We start from the raw sequence: 20,320 nt of genomic DNA on the forward strand, positions 1-20,320 counted from the left end.
CCCTCAGCCTGCAGCCAGCGTTGCGATCTCAGAGGGCGTGAGCACACCCTGGTACAACCGAGCGTCGAAGACCTTCCCCGGAAACTCGTCGAGCAGGCCGTCGTTGAACTTTCCCTGGCCGATCAGCAGCGGTCCGTTCGCATGCCAGGTGGAGGTGTGTTTTCCAGGAGCGCCCTGCGGCACTCCGTTGATGTAGATCCGCAGCTCGCTGGCCGATGCGTCGTACACCGCGGCCAAGTGAACCTTTTCGCCGACGAATACCGGATCAATCGCGACCACTGCATGTTCCGCAGGACCAACTCGGTCCGGTTCCACCATCGAGAACACCCATGTACCCGCGTCCTTCGAGTACTCCAGGTAGAAACCGCTCACGTGTCCGCCGCTCTGGGCCATGACCGGGAAGTAGCCGTTGGTCCGATCGAGGCGGACCCGTGCGGCGACACTGAAGCTCTGGTCAGTGCGGACGACCGGGCCCGCCGTGGTGGCGTAGCCGGAGTCTCCGTCCAGCATCAGCGCACCGTCGCCGAGCGACGCACCGCCGAGCAGAGTGGCGCCGTGCTCACCGGTTTCCTCAGACGCCAGCTTGCCGGCCGAGCTGAGGCCGAAGGCCGCGTCGGCAGGCGGTTGGCCCGAGTTCAGTGCCACCGCCACATCGCCGGCAGTCAGGGCCCTGGTGTAGACCTGTGCACCTTCGACCGTTCCGGGGAAGAATCCGAAGTCTGCCCCGTTGAGCTTGCCGCGGCCGACCTGGAGGTTGCCGGCAGCGTTCCAGGTCGACACCTTGCTCACCGGTGCGGACGCGGATCCGTTCATGTACAGGCGCATCTGCTGTGCGGCGTGGTCGTAGACACCGACGAGGTGCGTCCACACTCCGGTTTGAGCGACTGCGGTGGAGTTGACCCATGTCTCCTGCGGCGAGTTGGTATCGGTGTTGGGCATGTCGAAGCTCCACCGGTCCGACGAGTGCGAGTACTGCAGTACGAATCCGCTGTTCGTGCTGCCGTCCTGGCTGACCGCGTTGAACCAACTGCCCTTGCGATCGAGCTTCACCCACGCCACGACGCTGAAACTCTGGTCGGTGCGCACGGCAGGCGTGGTGGCGGACAGGTGTCCCTTGTCCCCGTTAAGCGCCAACGCATTGATTCCCTGTCCAGGACGACCCGCAGTCCAGGTCGCGCCGGAGTGCAGCTTCGTCGCTGGGCCCTGCTGTGCAGCTTCGTCGAACGCCCAGTGAGCCTCCATGACCGCAGGCCGGTTGGACAGCTCAGCAATGTCCTCGGCGACCAAGGCACGGTCGAAGAGGGCGACGTCGTCGACAGCGCCTCCCCAGAAGCTGATCGGGTTGCCGTTCTGCTTCCCGCGGCCGACGACCAGATCACCGGTCGCATCCCACGGCGTCTGCCGCTTGGCCGCGCCCTGGTAGACACCGTCGACGTACAGCTTGATCTCTTCGGTCGCCGCGTCGTAGACACCGATCAACCTGGTCCACACGCCGGTCTCGGCCGGACGGGTCGACGCGACCCAACTCTCCGGCGCCCCGTCGGTGTCTTTGCTGGGAGTGTTGAAAGCCCACTTGCCCAGCGAGTGCGAGTACTGCAGCGAGAACGCGCTGTTGCGGTTGCCGTCCTGGCTGACCGCGTTGTTCCAGTCACCCTTCTGGTCGAGCTTCACCCACGCCGCGACGCTGAAGCTCTGACCAGTGTTCACACCAGTGTCCGAAGTGGACAGAATCCCCTTCTGCGCTCGGTTGAGCTGCGCGGCTTGGCCGTCACGTCCGGCAACCCAGGTGACACCGCTCGAAGAGCTGGTCAACGGATGCGGAGCGTCCGCGAGATCGTCACCGTTGCCGTCCAGCAGCCAACGGTTCTTGGACGGCCGCTGCTGGTCGGTCTGGAATCGGTACGCCACCGGCTGCGCGACGTTGACGTTGCCCGCCCGGTCGACGCTCTGCACGTACAGCGTGTTGCGACCGAGGTGCCGCGCGGTGACCTTCACCGTGGCCTTGCCGCCGAGATTGTCAGCCGGAGCCCAGTTCGCCGGTGGGTTCTCGTAGCCGTAGTAGAAGCCCTTGACGTCGGCGACGCCGTTGGCATCGAGGGTGAACGATCCGACCGTGCCGGCATAGCCGTGAAACTCGTCGTCGCTGGGAAAGTCGGTGGACATGACGATCGGCGGACGACCAGGCTGCTCGGTGTCCACCTCGAACTCGCAGAACCCGGAGCGATCGGACAAGTCGTAGTTGTCGCCAGCGGCCGCTGACCAGCCGTACTTTCCGCCGTGGGCGAAGGTTCCTGCTGCCTGGCGCTGCCTCGCGATCCCCCCGTTCGGTACGCCCCCGACGCCTTCGGAGCCCTTGTCCGGGCCGCCCACGAGGCCCCAGTAGAAGCGCGCGTTCAGAATCGGGTTCTCAGATCCGTCATCATCGACCAGTCGAGCGCTGAACTCCGGGTTGGCGTTGCGGATGAACGGCCGCTTGTCCCCGACCGCGCAGTCCACGCCGTCGACCTTTAGCTCACTCGGAGGTTTCGGCCTGGTGTTGTAGGTGACGTGCAGGACCGGGTTCGTCTCGAACTTCCGCCACCCGTTGTTCGTGGTCTCGTCGCCTGCCCAGAGCCCCAACGAGACCTGCGTCGTGTTCTGTTCCGAAGCCGCCGCGCTCACAGCGCTGACGGCATCGAAGTCGATCCCCATCTTCGCGCTGTTGTTCACGCACTTGGTGTCCGTGCCGCTTTGTCTGTTCAGCCAGCCGACGTTGTTCCAGTTGGACCCCGCACCCACAACGCTGGTCCGCCAGAGGTTCACAAAGCTCTTGGTGCAGTTGTACGCACTCACCTGGGTGGTGATGAGAGTGGCGGTCTTGATCACCTTGCCACGCAGGCGCTCGATGTCGAACGTCCAGGCCGACCTGACCGTGACCTTGTCACCGTTTTCGCGTCCGGCACGGGCCACGCCCTCGTACCACTGGTTCCAGTTGGTGTCACCGGGCGCTTGTCCCCACAGCTCGGTGCCGCCGAGACGACCCGCGTCGAGGGGCGGGTCGACGTAGACCGGGTACGCCGTGTCCGACGCGGTGAGCATTCCCTGATCGGGGATGACCTCGACAGCGTTGGCGCCGACGACCGTCTCCATGAACGCTCTCTTGGCGCCGGCAGCCGGTCCCTTCGTGGTGGACTTCTCGTCTTCGCTGGACGAGTCCCACATCAACGGGCTGGCGCTGGTGAAGACGTTGTTACCGCTGTCATCCGTCACCTTGGCATTGCCGGCCTCGTCCTTCCCGAGCTTGAGCCCCTTGGTGCTGGCGTCGAACTTGACCCGCTGCAGGAGCGAGCTCTTCGCGGCCTCCTTGTTCTTCACCACGAGAACCTGGGAAAAGCCCTCCGGCTTCGCGTGCACCACCAGGTCGATGCCGGGTTCGACCTCGGCGTACGTCGCGCTGTCCCCGGCGAGCGTCGGTGCTGGCAACGCCTTCGGCCAGGACAACGCGATGTTCTTGTCGCCCTTGGTCATCCGCACGAGCGGCGCGTCCTTACCGCCGGAGAAGACGACATCCGCGGTCGTCGCCTTGGCCTCGACGCCGCCGTCGGCCCGCTTGTGCAGCGAGGTGTCGACCGCTGTCCATTCGCCGTTCTTCTTGACCCGGACCGGTTGGGGGCTTGTCTCCAGGGTTCTTGTGCCGTCGGGATTGGCGAAGACTCTCGATCTCTCGGTGGTTTCGCTGACCACCTCCACGGGTCCGTCAGCAGCCTTCGCCTTCGCGGGCGACGGTCCGGCCTGAGCAGCGGGTAGCCCGCCGAGCCCGACCACTGCCATCGCGACACTGGCACACAGAACCCGCAGCACACGCGCATGCGCATGCCGCGTCGCACGACGACGCGACATCAGGATTTCCCCCCAATTTGGACACAATCCCCCACCAGCGACCGCTAGCTTCGGTCACCGCTCAACAACCAGCAAGCGGCCATTTGGCTGAGCAGAGGGTGAGTGTGACCAAACTGTGAGCGATTTGTGGGCTCACCTCACCGGCAGGTGCTTCACGCCGTTCTGGAAGTTCGACCTCAACCGGCTGATCTCCCCGTCGAGCTCCAACATGCCCGGCAAATCCAGAACCGCCTCGAAAACCGCCCGCATCTGAGTCCGAGCCAACTGCGCCCCAAGACAGAAATGCGGCCCGTGCCCGAAGCTCAAATGGTCAGCCTCCCGCCGCCCCACGTCGAACCGGTCAGGCTCGGTGAACACCAGCTCATCCCGGTTGGCGGCGGAGAACCAGACCACGACCTTGTCCCCCGCCTTGATCTTCACCCCGCTCAACGAAGTGTCCTGCACAGCCGTACGACGGAAATGCATCACAGGCGTCCACCACCGCAGCATCTCCTCAACGGCCGTAGGCAATAACGAACGGTCAGCCCGCAACCGCGCGTATTGGTCCGGATGCGAGAGTAAAGCGATCATCCCGCCGGGGATGCCGTTGCGCAGAGTCTCATTACCGGCAACAGAAAACAGCCAGAAGAGGTTCTCGAACTCCTCAAGAGAGATGTCCTCGGACATGAGGTTGCTCAAAACATCGTCAGAGGGATGCGCACGCTTAAAAGACCCCAGAGCGTGCGCATACGCGTAGAGGTCGGGCATGCCGTCACGCGAGCGCGGGTCACGGCCGTCAGAAGGTCGGAGCTCCAACGCCGCCAGAGCCATGTCGGTCATGCCCTCGGAGGAGCTCGACGACAGCGCGTACTCGGTGTCCTGGAAGCCGATCACGCGGTTGCTCCAGTCGTAGAGCAGCGCGCGGTCCTGCCTCGGCACGCCGAAGACGTCAGCCAGCGTCAGCAGCGGCAAATCGGCCACATCAGCGGCGAAGTCGCCGGACAAGCCGGCGACGATCGCACGGGCGTTGGAGCGGATCCCGGATTCCAGCCGGGCCACGGCGCGAGGGGTGAAAGCCCTGGTCAGCATGCGCCTCAGCCGCGAATGCGCAGGAGGGTCCTGGTTGAGCATCATGCGTTGGACGTAGGCCAGGTCGGCGGGCTGCGGGTCGCGGATCTGGGTGGCGCCGCGGTGCGATGAGAAGACGGTGGGCGAACGCAGAACAGCGCGGACGTCGTCGTACCGGAAGACTGCCCAGAAGTCGTCGATGCGCACGACGTTCTTTTCGCGCAGCCGGGTTAGTGCGTCGTGCGGTACGCCCGAGGTATACGTGTCCGGGTCGACGATCAGCTCGGCATCGGTCCGCATAGAACGGGATTCTGACGTGCTTCATGTCGAACGTGGTGGAAACGGGCCGCTGCTGGTGCTGTTGCACGGGCTCGGCGCGACCGGTGAGGTGTGGAAGGACGTCGTAAAGGACTGGCACGGGAGCTGGCTCGTGCCGGATCTGCCTGGTCACGGCCGCAGCCGACCGATCCCCAGGTACTCGTTCGGTTCGCTCGCGGCAGCTGTCGCGGAGGTCGTTCCACGCGAGCCGGTGACGATCATCGGGCACTCACTGGGCGGCGTGGTCGGGCTGGCGCTGGCGAGCGGGTGGTTCGGCGTCGAGGTGACCACGTGCGTCGGGGTCGGGATCAAGGTGCAGTGGACGGACGAGGAGTTGGAGAAGGCCGCGGCGTTGAGCACCAAGCCCGCCAAGGTCTTCGCGAGCAAGGAAGAAGCCGTCGAGCGGGCGTCCAGGATGGCGGGCGTGAAGCTGGAGCACGGTGTGTCCGAAGTGGACGGCGGATGGGTGCCGAGCCTGGACATGAAGGCCTTCGGGGTGGGGCAGCCGGACATGCCTGGGCTGATCATGGCGGCGCAGGCCCACGTCGTGCTGGCGGCGGGTGAGAACGACCCGATGAGCCCCCAGGAGCACCTGGAGGAGCTGGTGCCCGAGCCGGTGATGTTCCCCGGTGCGGGCCACAACGTGCACGTCGAGTCGCCCTCGTCCCTGCACACCGTGCTGGCTCAGCCGACCACCCCGTCAGGGTGATTCACACCCGGAAAAACACGAAATTCATTCACCATTCTCTTCCTGCCTCGGCACCGCGAGCTTTACAGTCTCGCCAGCATCGGCGCGCCCTACCAGCGCCGAAGCCGCCCGGAAGGGCGTCAGGGCACAGAGAAGGGCCCATCATGCGACGAGCACTGGCTGGTGCGGTGGCGGTGACACTCGCCTCGGCCGCCATCGTGGTGCTGCCGACCGCGCCCACGGCATCCGCTGCGGAGTCCGGCACGTTCACCGCGCTGACGTACAACATCGCGGGACTGCCGGAGGCGCTGTCGAGCGCACCGACTCCCCGCAAGTCCGCGACCACGACGATCGGGCAACGGCTCGGACCGTTCGACATCGTCCACGTGCAAGAGGACTTCAACTACCACGCTTACCTGTACGCGGGGGACACCACACACGCGTACCGAACTCCGACCAGCGGTGGCGTGCCCTTCGGCAGTGGGCTGAACACGCTGTCCAACAAGCCGTACGACGAAGACGACTTCGAGCGCGTCAAGTGGAACGACTGCGACACCAACAGCGGTGACTGCCTGACGCCCAAGGGCTTCACGTTCATGCGGACGCGGCTGGCCGAGGGAACCTACGTCGACTTCTACAACCTGCATGCGGACGCGGGCAGCAACAGCGGCGATCTGGCCGCACGGGCCTCCAACTTCGCCCAGCTCAGCTCGTTCATCCAGAGCCGCTCGGCCGGGAACGCGGTGGTGGTCATGGGCGACACCAACACCCGCTACACCCGCACCGTCGACGGCACGACGATCCGCGACTTCGCCGCCGTCAACGGCCTGACCGACCCGTGGGTGCAGCTCGTCCGCGGTGGCAACGCGCCCGCCGAGGGCAGCGACGCCCTGGTGTGCGACAACGCCAACCCAACCGACGCGTGCGAGGTCGTCGACAAGATCTGGTATCGCGGCAGCCGGGCCCTGACGCTCAACGCGACCTCCTACAAGAACAACCACGCCGGGTTCCGGGAGGACGGCACCGGCAAGATGCTGTCCGACCACTTCCCGCTCAGCGTCGGCTTCAGCTGGTCGACGAACCCGGCGTACCAGTTCAGTGAACAGTTCGGCGGCCCGCACGGCGACTACTTCAACGACGTCGACCGGGTGGAGTTGGGCGCCCAAGCCACCGAGATCTCGTTGCGGAGCAACGCACGTGTCGACCAGGTGGGCGTGACGCTCAGCAACGGCACGAAGCTGACGCACGGCGGGACGGGCGGTTCGTTCTCCTCGCTCACCTTGGGCAGCACGGAGTACGTGAGCAGCGCGTACCTCTGCCAAGCCAAGCACAACAACCACACACGGGTGTTCTACGCGAAGTTCACCACCAACCTCGGGCGCACACTCGCCGGCGGCCGAACCACCTCGACCTGCACCACCCGCACGGCGCCCGCCGGCTGGCAGATCACCGGCTTCACCGGCCGCAGCGGTTCCGAGGTCGACAAGATCGGCTTCATCTACACCCCGAACCGCAGATGACACGGACGGCGAAAGGCCCGTTCGTACGTCTAGGGCGTACGAACGGGCCTTTCGCCGTGGGTCAACTGGCCACGTAGCCGCCGTCGGCGGTGAGGACGGCGCCGGTGACGTAGCTGGACTTCTCGGAGGCGAGGAACAGCACCGCTTCCGCGATCTCGTCGGGCTGGCCGACGCGCTGCAGGGCGGTCAGGCCGGTGATCGTCTCGAACATCTCGCCTGCTCCCTCGACGGCGGCGTCGGTGGCGATCGGGCCGGGAGCGACCGAGTTCACGCGGATGCCCGCCGGGCCGAACTCGACGGCCCACGACCTGGTCAGCGCGTCCATGGCGGCCTTGGAGGCGTTGTAGACGGAGCCGACCGGGGTGCCGACCACGGCGGCGATCGACGAGACGTTGACGATCACGCCGTTGCCGCGAGCCACCATCGCCGGGACGAGGGCGGCCGTGAGGAAGTAGGTGCCGCGGACGTTGACGTCGAACACCTGCTGGTAGCTGTCGAGGGACTGCTCGGGCGTCGGCGAGAACGGGAAGATGCCCGCGTTGTTCACGAGCACGTCGACCTCGCCGACCTCCTCGGCCAGCTTGCGCACGTCGTCGAGGTTCGCGACGTCGGCGACGACGTAGTGACCGGTGCCGCCGGCCTGCTCGATGAGTTCGACGGTTTCCTTGCCCAGTTCGGCGCGGCGGCCGCTGACGTAGACGGTGGCACCGGCCTCGGCGAGCTTGACCGCGATGGAGCGGCCGATGCCCGAGGTGGCGCCGGTGACGAGTGCCTTCTTGCCTGCGAGTTCCTTGGTTGACATGTCTACGAAACTGCCGACGCCGCATGGTCAGGACATAAATTCCGGATATACGGCCAGGTCAGATCGCGATGGCGCCGCCGTCCGCGGTCACGATCGACCCGGTGAGGAAGCTCGACCGCGGCGAGGCCAGGAACAGCACGGCCTCCGCGATCTCCTCCGGTTCGGCCGCGCGACCGAGCGGGGTCGGCGCCACGATGTGCTCGATCGCGTCGCCCAGATTCTCCTCGACCTTCTCGGTGCGGGTGAGGCCGGGTGCAACGGAGTTGACCCGGATGCCGTGGCCGCCGAACTCCGCCGCCCAGCTCAGCGTCAACGAGTCCAGCGCGGCCTTCGTCGCGCCGTAGACCGACATGATCGGCGTGCCCGTGCGGGCGGTCACCGACGAGACGTTGACGATGCTGCCGCCGCCCTTCGCGATCATCTTCGGCAACAGCGCGGCGGTGAGGAAGTACGGTCCGCGCACGTTGACCTCGAAGACCTTCTCGTAGGTCTCGACGTCCTGTTCGAGCGTCGGCCCGAACGGGAAGATGCCCGCGTTGTTGACGAGCACGTCGATCTCGCCGACCTCGTCGGCGAGCCGGCGCACGTCGTCGAGGTTGCCGAGGTCGGCGACGACGTGGTGGGTGTCGCCGAAGCCGGCCCGACGCCCGGTGGTGAAGACGGTCGCGCCGGCCTCGGCCAGCTTCACCGCCACCGCCCGGCCGATGCCGGACGTCGCGCCGGTGACGAGTGCTCGTTTTCCCTGAAGTTCCATGCCTCCAACAGTTCCGCCGGTCCGTCGCCGAACCGTAAACGCGGAGTGAATCAGCTGGTCAACGCCGGTGCGCGCCAGCCGAAGTAGATCCGCACGAACCGCGGCAGCCGGTACCGGCCGAGCACCAGAGGTTCGATCAGGTGGACGTCGGCCAACGCCTCCAGCAGGTACTCGATGACGCCGGGCTCGACGCCGGTCATCTCCGCCGCCGCGCAGATGTCGATCACGTCGGTCTCCCGCCGCGAGAAGCACCGCAGCAGGTGCAGTTCCTCGTCGCCGAGCTGCTGCTCCGCCTTGATCATCGGGCCCAGCACGGCCCGGCAGTCGGACGGGATGGCGTTGCCGAGCCTCGTCTCCCGCTCCATCTGCGCCAGCAGCATCGTGATGGTCCAGTTCGGACGAGCGGCGAGCTTGCCGCCGAGCACGCGGATGGCGTTCGGCATGGCCGACATGCGCTCGAGGACCTCGCGCGCCTGTTCCGGCTCGGCGGCGATCCTGGCGGGGTCGAGGATCTTGCCGAGGAACTCGTGCGCTTCCTGGTCGGCGAGCCCGGCGATCTTCAACCAGGTCACGCCCGGCAGCTCGTTCAGCCGCCGCACACTCGTGATGATCATGGCGGAGCCGGGCGAGGCGAGGTCCCGGACCGAGGCCGCGTCCTGCAGGTCGTCCACGATGATCAGGAACCGCTTGCCGCGGGCCTTCTCCCGCCACAGCGCGGCCTTGTCGCCCGACGGGTTCTCCACGCCGACTGCGCGCAGCAGGTCGTTCGCCACGTCCTTGCCGCGGACGAAGATCTGCCCGTCCTTGAACCGGTGCTTCACCAGGTGCCCGATCCTGGTGGCCAGCGCGGTCTTGCCGCTGCCGTACATGCCGGTGATGCCGACCGTGCCCGGCAACGCCCGGAGGGCTTGGGCGATCTCCTGCGCGCGTCCGGTGAAGTCGGCGAGGTCCGGCGGCAGCTGTTCCGGCCGGCGGGTCAGGTGGAGGTCGCCCTTGAGGATCTGCGCGTGCACCTTGCGCAGCTCGGGACCCGGTTCGAGGCCGAGTTCCTCGTTCAGCAGCGCGCGGGCCTGGTGGAAGTGGTCCAACGCCTCGGCCTGCCTGCCGTCCCGGAACAGCGCCTGCATCAGCAACGCGCGCGGGCGTTCTCGCAGCGGGAACATGCCGACGTGTTTCTGCAGTTCGAGCACGTCCAGCTCACGCTCGAGCCAGTCCTCACGCGCCTTGAGCCGGTACTGCGCGAGCCGGACCCGCTGGGCGTCGAAGTAGGTGCTGTTCAGGCCTTCCAACGGCTCGCCGCGGCAGTCGTCGACGAGCTCGGCGTGCAGCGTGTAGCCGCCGTCCTTCGACTTCAGGTTCAGCTCGGGGAGAGCCTTGCGGATCTTGTACATGTACGTCCGCAACGCCATCACGGCGCTCGGCGTCGGTTCGTCCCAGACCATGCCGATCAGCTGGTCGTTGCTCAGGCGGATGCCGTTGTTCAGCAGCAACGCCGCCAGCACCGCGCGTTGCTGGCGCGGGCCCAGGTCGATCTCCTCTTCGTCGCGCCAGGCTCGTACCGGACCCATCAGTGAGAAGCGCAGGCTCATGCAACACCACAACGTCCGGGAGCATTCCCCGCTTCCCGTCTCACGGATTGGCCGGCAACGGACGTGACTCGATCACCTGCTTCATGACGATCGTCGAGGTCAGCCCGCGCACGCCGGGCAGCTTCGCCAGCGTCTGCTCGTACAGCCGCTGGTAGGAGGCGAGATCGGCGGTGACCACGCGCAACAGGTAGTCCGGGCTGCCGAACAGGCGCTGCGCCTCCACCACGTTCGGCACGTCGACGAGCGCGCGGTCGAAGTCGTCCATGGCCTCCAGCCGCAGCTTGGCGAAGACCAGCGCCTCGAAGCCGAACCCGATCGCGGCCGCGTCCACCACGGCGCGGTAGCCGCGGATCACCCCGGCGCGTTCCAGCTCGCGCAGCCGGCGCTGGCAGCGGGAGATGCTCAGCTGCACCTTGTCGGCGAGGTCTGTGACGGTAAGTCGTCCGTCGGCCTGCACTTCAGCAAGAATCTTGCGGTCGATGGCATCCATGCAGCAAAGAATGGCAAACACTTCCTCCGCTTGCTCGCCTACCTTTGCCCTATGAACCCGTTACGTCAGCTTTCCTTGGACCAGCTGAGGCAACGCACGAGCATGAAGTGGCGGCACTACCCGGAAGACGTGCTGCCGGTGTGGGTCGCCGAGATGGACGTCATGCTCGCCGAACCCGTGGCGCGGGCGATCACCGACGCCGTGCAGCGGGGTGACACGGGCTATCCCCACGGCACCGCCTACGCCGAGGCGCTCGCCGAGTTCGCGAAGAAGCGCTGGGACTGGGCCCCGGCCGTGGAACGGACCGCGATCGTGCCCGACGTGATGCTGGGCGTCGTCGAGATGTTCCGGCTGGTCTCCCACCGCGACACGCCCGTCGTCGTCAACTGCCCCGTGTACCCGCCCTTCTACCAGTTCGTCGAGTCCCTCGGACGGTCGATCGTCGAGGCGCCGCTGAACGCCTCCTGGCGGATCGACTTCGCCGCGCTGGAGGAGGCGTTCGCACGGGCGGGCCGGGGCGCGGTGTACCTGTTGTGCAACCCGCACAACCCGACCGGCACCGTTCACACCGCCGCCGAGCTCGAAGAGGTCGCCGAACTGGCCCGCCGGCACGGGATTCGCGTGGTCGCCGACGAGATCCACGCGCCGCTCACGACCGCGGACTTCGTGCCGTACCTCAGCGTCGCGGACGACGGACTGTCGTTGATGTCGGCCTCCAAGGCCTGGAATCTCGCCGGTCTCAAGGCGGCGCTCGCGATCGCCGGCCCCGCGTCGGCGGAGGACCTCGCGCGGCTGCCGGAGGAGGTGAGCCACGGTCCCAGCCACGTCGGGATCCTCGCCCACACCGCGGCGCTGCGGGACGGCGGCGACTGGCTCGACGCGCTGCTGGGCGACCTCGACGAGAACCGGCGGTTGCTCTCTGTGCTCCTGGCCGAACAGCTTCCCGCGGTCCGCTACACGCCGGGCCAGGGCACCTACCTCGCCTGGCTGGACTGCCGTGGTCTCGGTCTCGGCGACGACCCCGCCAGGACGTTCCTGAAGCGCGGCAGGGTCGCGGTGAACTCGGGGCTCCCGTTCGGCACCGGCGGCGAGGGGTTCGTGCGGATGAACCTCGCCACCACGCCGGAGGTGATCACCGAGGCCGTGCGCAGGATGGCCGTCGCCTGGAACGAAAGCTCGTGCTGAGCGGATCTGACTGGTAGTCCTGGGGATCGTGCGGATCAAACCCGGCTTCGCGGTCGTCACGGTGCTGGTCTGGGCGTCCGGCTATCCGGTGGGCGCGCTGGCCGTCGCCGTGGCTCCCCCGTTCCTGATGACCACGATCCGGTTCGCCCTGGCCGCCACCCTGATGGCGCTCGTGGCGTTGGTGACGAGCGCTCGCTGGCCACGCGGATGGTCCCTCGTCCACACGTGCGTCGCGGGCCTGCTGGTGCAGGCCTGCCAGTTCTCCGGCGTGTACTTGGGACTGCGGCTCGGCGTGCCGGCGGCCGTGACGGCGTTGGTCATTTCGTGCACGCCGGTGCTTACGGCCGTGGTGGCCGCTTGGGTGTTCCGTGTCCGAATTGGACTCAAGCAACTGCTGGGGCTCGCGTTCGGCATCGCCGCGGTGCTGGCCGCGCTGTGGGACCGGCTGGGGTCGTTCGGGTCCGGTGCGGTGTTCACCGTGCTGGGCATGCTCGGGTTCGTCGCCGGTGGTGTCTACCAGCAGAAGTTCTGCCGGGACACGGACTTCCGCAGCGGCAACGCGGTGCAGCACGCCGTGTCGGTGCCGGTGGTCGGGTTGCTCGCGCTGACCGAGAGCGCCGGGGTGACGGACTGGCGGCAGCTGTGGCTGACGCTGGTGTTCCTGGTGCTGGTGAACTCGATGAGCGGGGCGTCGCTGTTCCTGGTCGGGGTGCGCGACGGCGGGGCGGCGGCGATGACCACGCTGTCCTCTGTGGTCCCGTCCGTCACGGCGTTGATCGCGTGGCCGTTGCTCGGGCAGACACCGACGGCCGGCGTGGTCGCGGGCCTGGTGCTCGGGTTCCTCGCGTGCTGGCTGGGAACGTCCACTCCTTCGAGTTCTGTCGCCCGTACGGCAGTCGAAGAACCAGCGAACGGTAGGTAGCGTAGATCGAATGACGGACAGCACCTTCGAGGCGTTCCGGAAGGCGGAGGCGTTGATGGCCCAGCGCCGGCCGCTGGAGGCGCTGCGCGAGCTGAAGCAGGTGCTGGCCGAGGCCGGGGAGGCGCCGTCCGTGCAACTGCTGGCCGGCCGGGCGTATCTCGGGTCGGCGCAGCTCCACCGGGCCGAAGAGGCGTTCCGCAAGGTCCTCGACCTCGATCCGAGCGACCACTACGCGCGGTTCGCGCTGGGCAAGACGTTGCAACGGCTGGCCCGGCTGCCCGAGGCGCTTGCGCAACTGCGGATGGCCGTCGCGATGAACCCGTCACCTGAGTATCAGGAAGCCCTCGGCGAAGTGCGCGCCAGGATGGCCGTGGAACGCGACCGCTGACTGTCCTTTGAGGACTGTTCGGCAACGTTGCTCCGTTTGGACGCGTGGTGAGCGGTGAGTGAGCGACTAGCTTCTCTGTGAGGCCACCAGGGGGATGCGAAGAGCGTCTGACGGCCGTGCAGAATCCGGGGATCTGTCTACCGTGAGCGCGTCTGTTCGCGCTGCCGTGTTCTGGTGCGCCGCCGTTACGCCGCGAACAGAGGGGTTTTTGGCAGTGAAGATGGTCAAGCTTTCGGCGGTGGCGGCGATCGCCGCCACCGCGGCTCTGCTGGCGTCGGCCACGCCGTCACTCGCACAGGGGCCCAGTGGCCCGTCCGCGATCACGCCCGAGGTCAAGGCGCTGATGGCGACCCAGGACAAGCTGCACAAGATCGCCGACCGGTTCGACAGAGGCAACGGCTTCGGCGGACTCTCCGTCGACGCCGGCAGCAAGACGCTGAACGTCTACTGGAAGGGCAAGGCGCCCGCCAAGGTGACGGCGGCGGCCGCGGTCGCCAAGGCGCAGGGCCTCGTCGTGAAGATTCACCCGGCCAAGTACTCGCAGGCGGAGCTCAAGGCCGAGGCCGCGCGCATGCTCAAGGCCGGTGCGCCGATCCAGAGCATCGCCGCCAAGCACGACGGCAGCGGCCTCACGATCAAGCAGGCGGCGGGCTTCTCCGCGAAGGCCGCGGTCCAGAGCGCGGTCCCGGTCGAGGTCCAGGCCGGCGACGTCGAGCTCGCCGCGTCCCGGCTCGTCGACACCTCGCCGTTCAAGGGTGGTGCGTACATCCAGAACACCGCCCCGGACGGCGCCGTCCAGGGCGGTTGCACCTCCGGCTTCGCGGTGGTCGACAACGCCACTGGCGCCGACAAGCTCCTGACCGCCGCGCACTGCGGCCAGTCCGGCAGCTACTACACCAACGCCGCGGGTGACTTCATCGGCTCGGTCGAGGGCCGGGCGGTGGCATCGGACAGCGAGATCCTCGGTGCCACGGGTCAGGCCCGCGTCTGGATCGGCGACTCGATCGAGAACGAGCAGAACCAGGTCGCCCTCGACGTCGCCGGCTCCTCCGCCACGATCGTCGGCGACTGGCTGTGCGACTCGGGTGCGTACTCGGGCACCATCTGCCAGATCCAGGTCGTGAACGTCGGCCTGACCGTCTGCCTCGGCAGCTTCGGCTGCGTGAACAACGCCGTCGAGGCGCTGCACCGCGGTGGTTTCAGCGCGGGCGGCAACGGTGACAGCGGTGGCCCGGTCTTCTCGGTGCAGGCCGACAACAAGCTCGTCGCCCGCGGCACGCTGACCGCGATCTCGGTCGCGGCCGCCGACATCCGCCCGTGCAGCGGTGTGCCGGAGCGCAACGGCCGCAAGTGCTCGCAGCGGATCATCTTCCCGGACGTCACGGCCCAGCTCGCGGCCCACAACGTCCGGGTCAAGACGATCTCCTGACGATCAGCTCCTGAAGAGGGTTTCGCCCCAGTAGCCACCGGGCTGCACGCCCGGTGGCACTGCGAAGTGACCCGAACCCGTGTGTTCGACGTACTCCATCATGTCGTCCTTTGTGGACAAAGCCTGCTGCATCGGCACGAACTGCGTGCGCGAGTCACGGTTGAACGCCACGAAGAACAGGCCCGCGTCGAGGTGGCCGAGCCCGTCGGAGCCGTCGGTGAAGTTGTAGCCGCGGCGCAGGATCCTGGCCCCGTTCAACGCCTCCGGCGAGGCGAGCCGGATGTGCGCGATCTCGCCGATCAACGGCACCCCGCCCGCGCCCCTGACGTGCAGGTCGGGTTCGTCGAACTCCTTCTGCTGGCCCAGCGGCGCGCCCTCGCCCTTGGTGCGGCCGACGATCTGCTCCTGCTCGGTCAGCGACGTGCGGTCCCAGATCTCGATGTGCATGCGGATCCGGCGCGACACCAGGTACGTGCCGCCGACGAGCCAGTCCGGGCCGTCCTCCTTCGAGACCCAGACGTGGTTCTTCAGGTGTTCGGTGTCCTCGGCCTTGATGTTGCGCGTGCCGTCCTTGAACCCGAACATGTTGCGCGGCGTGGCCTGGTCGCGCGTGGTCGACGACGTGCGGCCGAAGCCGAGCTGCGACCAGCGGACCGCGACCCGGCCGAAGCCGATGCGCACCAGGTTGCGGATGGCGTGCACGGCCACCTGCGGGTCGTTCGCGCAGGCCTGGAGGCAGATGTCCCCGTTGCTGCGCAACGGGTCCAGGTCGTCCTGCGGGAAGCGCGGCAGGTCGATCAACCGTTCCGGCCGCTTGCCCTTGAGCCCGAACCGGTCGTCGAAGAGCGAGGGTCCGAAGCCGATCGTGATCGTCAGCGCGGACGCGGGCAGGTCGAGCGCCTCGCCGGTGTCCTTGGGCGGCGCCTCGGCGTTGCCACCGACGGCACCGTTCTCCGCGGCCTCCTGACCTGCCGTCATCCGTTCCGCGGCCACGGTCCACTGCTTGAGCAGGTCGACCAGCTCGTCGCGGCTCTTCGTCTTCACGTCCAGCGCGACGAAGTGCATGTGGTCCTGCGCGGGCGTGGTGATGCCCGCCTGGATGTCACCGTGGAACGGCACCTTCGCCGCGGCGACGTTCTCGACCTCGGGTGCCTGCTTGGAGGCCAGCACACCGGCGGCGGCGCCCGCGCCCGCGAGCGCCACACCGGCGCCCGCGAACCCGAGCAGCCTGCGACGCGGAACCCCGGTCACTTGGCCGACACCACTTCCGCGACCTTGCTGACCGGCTCACCGAGCGCGTCGACGGCCTCGGCCAGCGCCTTGATCTCGTCCTGCGTCAGCTCGGTGTAGAGCTTGAAGCCGTCACCCTTGCGGTGCTTCTCCAGTGCCTCGTCGAGCGCCTTGAACTTCTCGTCCAAAGTGGACACCAGCGCCTTGTCCTTCTGCTCCACGACGGGACGCAGCGCGGCGACCGCGGCCTGCGAGCCGTCGACGTTCGCACCGAAGTCCCAGAGGTCGGTGTGCGAGTAGCGGTCCTCCTCACCGGTGATCTTGCCGGTGGCGACCTCGTCGAGCAGTTCCTTGGCACCGTTGGCCAGCTGCACCGGCGTCAGCTCGACGCTCTTCGCCTTGGCCACGATCTCCTTGACGTCGGTCAGGAGCTGGTCCGCGATCTTCTCGGAGTCGGCCTGCAGCCCGGACACCCACAGGTCCTTCTCGAGACGGTGGTAGCCGGTGAACTCCATGCCCTCCGCGATGACGTCCTCGCGACCGTCGATCTTGGGGTCGAGGTCGCCGAAGCTCTCCGCGACGGGCTCGATGCGCTCCCAGTAGGTGCGCGACACGGGGAAGAGCGCCTTGGCGTCGTCGACCTTCTTGGCCTTGACGGCGTTGACGAACTCCTCGGTCTTCACGAGCAGCTGGTCGGCCTGCGAGTTGACGTAACGCTGGTAGCTCTTGGTCGCCTCGGCGAGCAACGCGTTGCCGTCGGTGGACTTCTTGCTGTCACCGGTGACCGTGAAGTCGCCCCGGATGCCGTCACCCTTCATGCCGGGCTTGCACGCGGTCTGGAACTTGCCGGACTCGGTGACCTCGACGATCAGCTTGCGGCTGAGCCCGGGCCCGATGTTCTCGACCTCGCCGAGAATCCGGTCGCCCTCCGCGTAGAGGTAGAACTCGGTCACCTTGGTGCCCTTGTTGGTCACCTCGAACGTGACGTTGCCGGTGCTCGCCTCGGTCTTGGCCACCTTGCACGCGTCGTCGCTCGCCTCGACGGCGATGTTGCCGCTCGCGTTGCTGCTCGTGCCGCCGTTGCCACACGCCGCCAACACCGCGAGCGAGCCCAGGATGACTACTGCTTTGCGCACGGTTGCTACTCCATCGATCAGTTGGACACGGCAGCGCGCCGACGCGGCCGGATGAGGAACAGGGACAGAACAACCCCCACGTAGGCGACCCACGCGATGGCCTGCAGCACGGACGTCCGCTGCGAGTAGTTGAAGAACCCCTTGAGCAGCGCCCCGTACCAGGAGTCCTCCGGCACGACGTCGCTGATGTCGAACGCCAGCGTGTTCAACCCGGGCAGGATGGCGGCCTCCTGCAGGTCGTGGATCCCGTAACTCAGCACGCCCGCCGCCACGAACACGAGCAGCACACCCGTGACCGTGAAGAACTTGCCGAGATCGAACCGGATCGCCCCCTGGTACAACAGCGCCGCGATCACCACCGCCACCGCGATCCCGGCCAAAAACCCGATCAACGGCTCAGTCGTCCCACCACCGGCGGCCTGCACGCTGGAATAGAAGAAGACGGCCGTCTCCAGCCCTTCCCGCCCCACCGACAAAAGGGCAAGAGCAACAATGGCGATAGGTCCAATTTGCAGCGCTTCGTCCATTTTGCCGCGCAACTCGGCCGCGATCGTCTTGGCCGCCTTGCGCATCCAGAAGATCATTCCCGTGACGAACGCGACGGCAATGATCGACATGCTCCCGCCGAACGCTTCCTGCTGCTCAAACGTCATGCCAGCGGCACTGAACGTGATGATCGCCCCGGCCGCCACGGACAGTGCCACCGCCGTCGCGACACCGACCCAAACCCACTTGAGCGCATGCCTTCTGTCCGTCTTCACGAGGAATGCGATCAAGATGCTCACCACGAGCGCGGCCTCGAGGCCTTCCCGCAGCCCGATCAAGCCATTGGCAAACAGCATCCCGACGCCTCCGTGAATTAGGTCGGCCTTATTTAAGGTAAGCCTCACCTGATTGTCCAGCCGCCATCAGTGCCGGTTCCATCACTCTTCACCCGCTCGGCCCCTCAACAGAGCACGTAGCCTGGGTCTCGTGGTCCCGCAGCCGCCCCAGCAGTCCCCCGCCCGCCGCAACCGCTCCGGCAACATCTTCGGCCGCATCGTCCTGGTGCTGCTGCTGATCGTCGTAGTGGCCGCCGGCGCCTGGGGCCTGGGCGCCCTGAACCGCAAGGACGCCGCTCCTCTGGGCCCACCCCCGTTCCTGGTTCCCATCCAGGAGGTAGAACCAGGCGCAGCGGCCCCCGGCAGCGCAGCCACCCCAGGCAGCACCACCACCGCAGACCCGAACCCTCTAACCGAGTGGGCAACAAGGGTCGCCGGAAAAACCGACATCCCGATCCGCGCCCTGCACGCCTACGCAGCAGCCGACCTGGCCATGCAACGAGAAGCCCCCGCCTGCCGCATCTCCTGGGCCACCCTGGCAGGCATCGGCAGGGTGGAATCACGCCACGGCCACATCAACGGCTCCCGCCTGCAAGACAACGGCCTACCGTCCCGCCCGATCATCGGCATCCCCCTGAACGGCGGCAAAGGCGTCCGAGCAATCCCCGACACCGACGGCGGCCGCCTGGACGGCGACACGACCTGGGACCGAGCCGTGGGCCCGATGCAGTTCATCCCCGGCACCTGGAACCGCTGGGCGAAACGAGCAGCAGGCGACGGCCTCCCAGCAGACCCGCAGAACATCGACGACGCAGCCCTGACCGCAGCGCGTTACCTGTGCAGCGGCGGCACCCGAGACCTGGGCACCGGCCAGGGCTGGTGGGCAGCCGTACTGGCCTACAACAACTCGGTGGAGTACGGCCAAAACGTGTTCAGCGGCGCCGACGCCTACGCCCGAGCCAGCGTGGCTTAGCCAACGCCAACCACAAGTTGGGTGTAGTTACAAGCCTGTTGATGTTGAGTTGGTGGTACTTGCAGACGCCAACCAGCGAAGGCGCAGCCGAGCAGTTCGCACGGTGACCACCCACCCGGAACGTGCACGCAGAAACGGGGCAGCGGCCAAACCGCTGCCCCGCAGGCCAGGCGACCCCAAAGATCCAGGCCGGTCAGGTCGAGGCAGACCAGCCAACGGGGGCAACCACCCAACCCCGCACTGCACAAACAATCTGTGCGTTCCAGAAGAAACGGAAGGAAGCTGGGACCCAGCGGAAGAGGATCCCAGCCCCCTCTCTCAGACCCCTGCCAAGGGCGCGGAGGACGTGGACGATTCCTCAGCAGGGGAAGCAATCGGCAACTCGACCTCGATCACAACCTCACCGGACGGCTCCGACGGCTCGGACGGCTCCACCGGCCCCGGCTCAGCCCGATCACAAGGCGGCTCAACAGGAGTAGTCGGCACAGAAGGCGAAGTAGGAACAGACGGAACCGGATCCTCAGCCCGAGGCGTGGAAGGCGGCACCTCCCCAGGCGGCACAGTCGGCTCAGCCGGCCCAGTGGAAACCGGCGGCTGCATCGTAGGCGGCCCAGGAACCACACTGGACGTCGTCACCACCGGCGGTGAACCACTGTCCGAAGTGGACGTGACCACCGGCGGCTCGGGCTCCTCCTCCGCATCCCCACCAGGAGGCTCATTCCGCCCAACAGCAGCAGGCTTCGTAGAGCTGACCCGAACAGTCTCCGTGACGGTGGCAGTAGCAGCCCCACCAGCAGTGGCCAACCGAGCCGCCCGAACCTCCCGAGCCGCCCCCTCGACCACCACGGTCTCCGTGACCGTGGACAAGGAAGTCCCGGTCTCGAACGGCTCCGTCCACCACTGAGAGGTGGGCCGGGAAGGCGGCGGCGCGGCCAGCGGTGCCTCGTCCGGCGACCCGGTCAGGGCGATCAGCGCGAACATGCCGCCCAGTGCCAGGAACGGCACGACGACCACGGCCCCGAAGCATCCGCGGCCACTGCGCGGTTCTTCACGGTGACTCATCTCCAGCACACCCCCGAACGGTGACAACTGTTCCATCTGGTTGATCGTCCACATGGAACAGTCCGTCACAGTTCTTTAGTCACACGA

The 20,320-nt window shown here is 67.2% G+C and carries 16 protein-coding genes; 7 read left to right on the plus strand and 9 right to left on the minus strand.

The features are described from left to right. Positions 1-3 precede the first annotated feature (3 nt). Positions 4-3,810: a LamG domain-containing protein gene (locus G7043_RS09225; protein ID WP_166045172.1), complete on the minus strand. Its 3,807-nt coding sequence runs from the start codon at positions 3,808-3,810 to the stop codon at positions 4-6. 201 nt (positions 3,811-4,011) lie between these two features. Next, positions 4,012-5,226, minus strand: a complete 1,215-nt coding sequence (locus tag G7043_RS09230; protein ID WP_166045173.1) for a cytochrome P450 — start codon at positions 5,224-5,226, stop codon at positions 4,012-4,014. A 16-nt stretch (positions 5,227-5,242) separates the two neighbouring features. Here G7043_RS09230 and G7043_RS09235 point away from each other — a divergent pair, with 16 nt between their 5' ends. Next, positions 5,243-5,953, plus strand: a complete 711-nt coding sequence (locus G7043_RS09235; RefSeq protein WP_313887766.1) for an alpha/beta fold hydrolase — start codon at positions 5,243-5,245, stop codon at positions 5,951-5,953. 143 nt (positions 5,954-6,096) lie between these two features. Beyond that, positions 6,097-7,452: a jacalin-like lectin gene (locus G7043_RS09240; protein ID WP_166045175.1), complete on the plus strand. Its 1,356-nt coding sequence runs from the start codon at positions 6,097-6,099 to the stop codon at positions 7,450-7,452. Positions 7,453-7,513: 61 nt separating this feature from the next. Here the strand turns inward: G7043_RS09240 and G7043_RS09245 are convergent, their stop codons facing one another. From G7043_RS09245 to G7043_RS09260, 4 genes are read right to left on the minus strand one after another with little or no spacing between them, the layout of a single operon-like run. Next, entirely contained in the window at positions 7,514-8,254 is a 741-nt protein-coding gene (locus G7043_RS09245) for an SDR family NAD(P)-dependent oxidoreductase (RefSeq protein WP_166045176.1), read from the minus strand. A gap of 58 nt (positions 8,255-8,312) precedes the next feature. Next, positions 8,313-9,008, minus strand: coding sequence for an SDR family NAD(P)-dependent oxidoreductase (locus tag G7043_RS09250; RefSeq protein ID WP_166045177.1), 696 nt, complete (start codon positions 9,006-9,008; stop codon positions 8,313-8,315). A 50-nt stretch (positions 9,009-9,058) separates the two neighbouring features. Then, complete coding sequence (locus G7043_RS09255; RefSeq protein ID WP_166045178.1) at positions 9,059-10,597, minus strand: BTAD domain-containing putative transcriptional regulator; 1,539 nt, start codon at positions 10,595-10,597, stop codon at positions 9,059-9,061. A gap of 40 nt (positions 10,598-10,637) precedes the next feature. Further along, a complete protein-coding gene (locus G7043_RS09260; RefSeq protein WP_166045179.1) occupies positions 10,638-11,087 on the minus strand; it encodes an Lrp/AsnC family transcriptional regulator in 450 nt (149 codons plus the stop codon). A gap of 51 nt (positions 11,088-11,138) precedes the next feature. Here G7043_RS09260 and G7043_RS09265 point away from each other — a divergent pair, with 51 nt between their 5' ends. The 4 genes from G7043_RS09265 (at position 11,139) to G7043_RS09280 (ending at position 15,011) form a co-directional block, all read left to right on the plus strand. After that, positions 11,139-12,272: a MalY/PatB family protein gene (locus G7043_RS09265; protein WP_166045180.1), complete on the plus strand. Its 1,134-nt coding sequence runs from the start codon at positions 11,139-11,141 to the stop codon at positions 12,270-12,272. A 28-nt stretch (positions 12,273-12,300) separates the two neighbouring features. Continuing rightward, the gene (locus G7043_RS09270; protein ID WP_166045181.1) at positions 12,301-13,194 is read left to right on the plus strand and encodes a DMT family transporter; all 894 of its coding nucleotides are present in this window, start codon (positions 12,301-12,303) and stop codon (positions 13,192-13,194) included. Positions 13,195-13,204: 10 nt separating this feature from the next. After that, complete coding sequence (locus tag G7043_RS09275) at positions 13,205-13,582, plus strand: tetratricopeptide repeat protein (protein ID WP_086668852.1); 378 nt, start codon at positions 13,205-13,207, stop codon at positions 13,580-13,582. Positions 13,583-13,802: 220 nt separating this feature from the next. Beyond that, a complete protein-coding gene (locus G7043_RS09280; RefSeq protein ID WP_166045182.1) occupies positions 13,803-15,011 on the plus strand; it encodes a hypothetical protein in 1,209 nt (402 codons plus the stop codon). A 3-nt stretch (positions 15,012-15,014) separates the two neighbouring features. On the opposite strand, the gene efeB is transcribed toward G7043_RS09280, so the two are convergent. The 3 genes from efeB to efeU are packed head-to-tail and all read right to left on the minus strand — an operon-like array spanning position 15,015 to position 18,219. Beyond that, positions 15,015-16,262, minus strand: a complete 1,248-nt coding sequence (gene efeB / locus G7043_RS09285) for an iron uptake transporter deferrochelatase/peroxidase subunit (RefSeq protein WP_166045183.1) — start codon at positions 16,260-16,262, stop codon at positions 15,015-15,017. Beyond that, entirely contained in the window at positions 16,259-17,377 is a 1,119-nt protein-coding gene (gene efeO, locus G7043_RS09290; RefSeq protein ID WP_313887767.1) for an iron uptake system protein EfeO, read from the minus strand. Before efeO ends, efeB begins: the two co-directional genes overlap by 4 nt. 17 nt (positions 17,378-17,394) lie before the next feature. After that, a complete protein-coding gene (gene efeU, locus G7043_RS09295) occupies positions 17,395-18,219 on the minus strand; it encodes an iron uptake transporter permease EfeU (protein ID WP_166045699.1) in 825 nt (274 codons plus the stop codon). Positions 18,220-18,349: 130 nt separating this feature from the next. Between efeU and G7043_RS09300 the strand changes: the two genes are divergently transcribed. Further along, positions 18,350-19,171, plus strand: a complete 822-nt coding sequence (locus G7043_RS09300) for a lytic murein transglycosylase (RefSeq protein WP_166045184.1) — start codon at positions 18,350-18,352, stop codon at positions 19,169-19,171. Positions 19,172-20,320: the final 1,149 nt, after the last annotated feature.

The organism is Lentzea alba, from assembly GCF_011067745.1.
Lineage (GTDB): Bacteria > Actinomycetota > Actinomycetes > Mycobacteriales > Pseudonocardiaceae > Lentzea > Lentzea alba.

Excerpts from the sequence above, each read along its gene's own strand:
- G7043_RS09225 (WP_166045172.1), bottom strand. The coding sequence starts at position 3,810 with ATGGCAGTGGTCGGGCTCGGCGGGCTACCCGCTGCTCAGGCCGGACCG.
- G7043_RS09230 (WP_166045173.1), bottom strand. The coding sequence starts at position 5,226 with ATGCGGACCGATGCCGAGCTGATCGTCGACCCGGACACGTATACCTCG.
- G7043_RS09240 (WP_166045175.1), top strand. The coding sequence starts at position 6,097 with ATGCGACGAGCACTGGCTGGTGCGGTGGCGGTGACACTCGCCTCGGCC.
- G7043_RS09245 (WP_166045176.1), bottom strand. The coding sequence starts at position 8,254 with ATGTCAACCAAGGAACTCGCAGGCAAGAAGGCACTCGTCACCGGCGCC.
- G7043_RS09250 (WP_166045177.1), bottom strand. The coding sequence starts at position 9,008 with ATGGAACTTCAGGGAAAACGAGCACTCGTCACCGGCGCGACGTCCGGC.
- G7043_RS09255 (WP_166045178.1), bottom strand. The coding sequence starts at position 10,597 with ATGAGCCTGCGCTTCTCACTGATGGGTCCGGTACGAGCCTGGCGCGAC.
- G7043_RS09260 (WP_166045179.1), bottom strand. The coding sequence starts at position 11,087 with ATGGATGCCATCGACCGCAAGATTCTTGCTGAAGTGCAGGCCGACGGA.
- G7043_RS09265 (WP_166045180.1), top strand. The coding sequence starts at position 11,139 with ATGAACCCGTTACGTCAGCTTTCCTTGGACCAGCTGAGGCAACGCACG.
- G7043_RS09275 (WP_086668852.1), top strand. The coding sequence starts at position 13,205 with ATGACGGACAGCACCTTCGAGGCGTTCCGGAAGGCGGAGGCGTTGATG.
- G7043_RS09280 (WP_166045182.1), top strand. The coding sequence starts at position 13,803 with ATGGTCAAGCTTTCGGCGGTGGCGGCGATCGCCGCCACCGCGGCTCTG.
- efeU (WP_166045699.1), bottom strand. The coding sequence starts at position 18,219 with ATGCTGTTTGCCAATGGCTTGATCGGGCTGCGGGAAGGCCTCGAGGCC.